This is a genomic window from Terriglobus sp. YAF25, assembly GCF_052113305.1.
Lineage (GTDB): Bacteria > Acidobacteriota > Terriglobia > Terriglobales > Acidobacteriaceae > Terriglobus.
Genome location: NZ_JBFRCY010000936.1, coordinates 1 through 1,461, shown reverse-complemented (window position 1 = coordinate 1,461; position 1,461 = coordinate 1). Strand labels below are relative to the sequence as shown.

Genomic DNA, 1,461 nt, shown 5'->3' with positions numbered 1-1,461 from the left:
GAAAAGAGCGGCCTGCATTCCCGCGCAGAGAAAACCAACCGAGCAGACGGCGAGGGCTTCCTCGATCCCGTAACGATACAAACGGGTTTTGGAGACGGCAACCTCGGCCGCCGCATAGCAGACCCCTGCGAAGATCAGCAAGAAAATGCCAGTGGTTTGCTCCGACGGTCGCGAAAGAAAAACGACGAAGAACAGCGCGGCGGCGGTGGCCACGGTGATCAGGGTAAAGAGAAACAAGATCAGACGTAGAAAAATGTTGGTGGTGCGCAGTTCAGAGACCGTTTCCTGCTCCAGATGCTGGTACTGCGCCTTGGTGAGGAAGCCCTCGCCGGCCCAGTCCGTCAGGAGTTTGCGGGCGCGCAGAATCTCTTCGCTGGATGCAGTGTAAAGTCTCACGCCGGTCTCCCGAAGCGGCGCGCGATCTGGACGAGCACCACGAGCATTGCGATTGCGGTAATGACGAAATAGCTCAGGACAAAGGTTTCGTCAGTGACGCCGCGGATGAGGATTGAGCTAACTCCAACGTAGCCGTAGACGGCGGCATAAGCGACGAACGCAAACTGCCGGCGCGTCAGGCCCCATGCAAGAGATGCGCCACAGGCGATAAGCAGAGCGAGAAACCATAGGCCGTAGGCTTGTCGATTGAACACGCCGGAGAGCAATGCCCAAAAGAGAACGTTGGCCACGATGTTCAGATAAGTGCCGAAAAAATGCGGCTTCAGACCGCGGTACTGAAGAAGAGTCCCGCAGACGCCGACCACCAGGCAGTAGAGAAGGGCATATTGGCGAGACGCCGTGTCCTGATGGGACGGCCAGTGCGATACGGTGAGTCCGAACCATCCAGCGAGTGAGGACAAAGCGAGCGACAGCACGAAGCGATTGTCGAAACGATAAGCGAGGAAGAAAAAGAAGCCCGCGGTCGCCAGGAGGTAGAGGTCCCATTGTCCGGCGAGCACGTGGAAGCGGTTCTCCAGATAAGCGAGTTCTACGCACCAGACGAGGCTGCCGAGGTAAAGCAGGTAGTCGAAGACCAGGCTCGGTGCAGGAGTTTCTGTGGGGGACCAGGCGGATGCGCGCGAAAAGCAGTACCAAAAACAGGCGGCGAGGATGGTGAAGAGAATGGTCAGGACGAGGACGCCACCGAGTTGTTGCGACCAGGTGGTGACAGTCCAGCCAAGTCCGGCAACGAACGCCAGCACGCCGGCATAGAGGAAAACGTTCAGCTCAAGAAAAAGGGAGAAGGGTTCTGCACGGGAGAGGCTCGTCAAATGGGCGTGCTGCTCCGGTGATATCGCGCCTTGCTCCTTCCAATGCTCTAAACGGTTGAGGATGGTCATGAAGTCCCCGCTCTCAGGACCTGGGAGGACGCGTCTATGGATTTACGGTACGCCCTGTTCGCAACAATTGAGGGCGCCCCCGTTCTCCTGGAAGACAGATCTGTCTTCCAGGAGAACGGGGGCG

1 protein-coding gene and 1 pseudogene are annotated in these 1,461 nt (G+C 58.1%); both read right to left on the bottom strand.

Features of this window, described 5'->3' with window-relative positions:
* Window positions 1-396 (bottom strand): annotated as a pseudogene (locus AB4043_RS25390) (hypothetical protein); the annotation flags it as partial.
* Window positions 393-1,337 (bottom strand): DUF2157 domain-containing protein, encoded by a 945-nt coding sequence (locus AB4043_RS25385; RefSeq protein WP_442302202.1) that lies wholly within the window; start codon window positions 1,335-1,337, stop codon window positions 393-395. The gene AB4043_RS25385 and the pseudogene AB4043_RS25390, both read right to left, overlap by 4 nt.
* Between the last annotated feature and the right edge of the window lie 124 nt (window positions 1,338-1,461).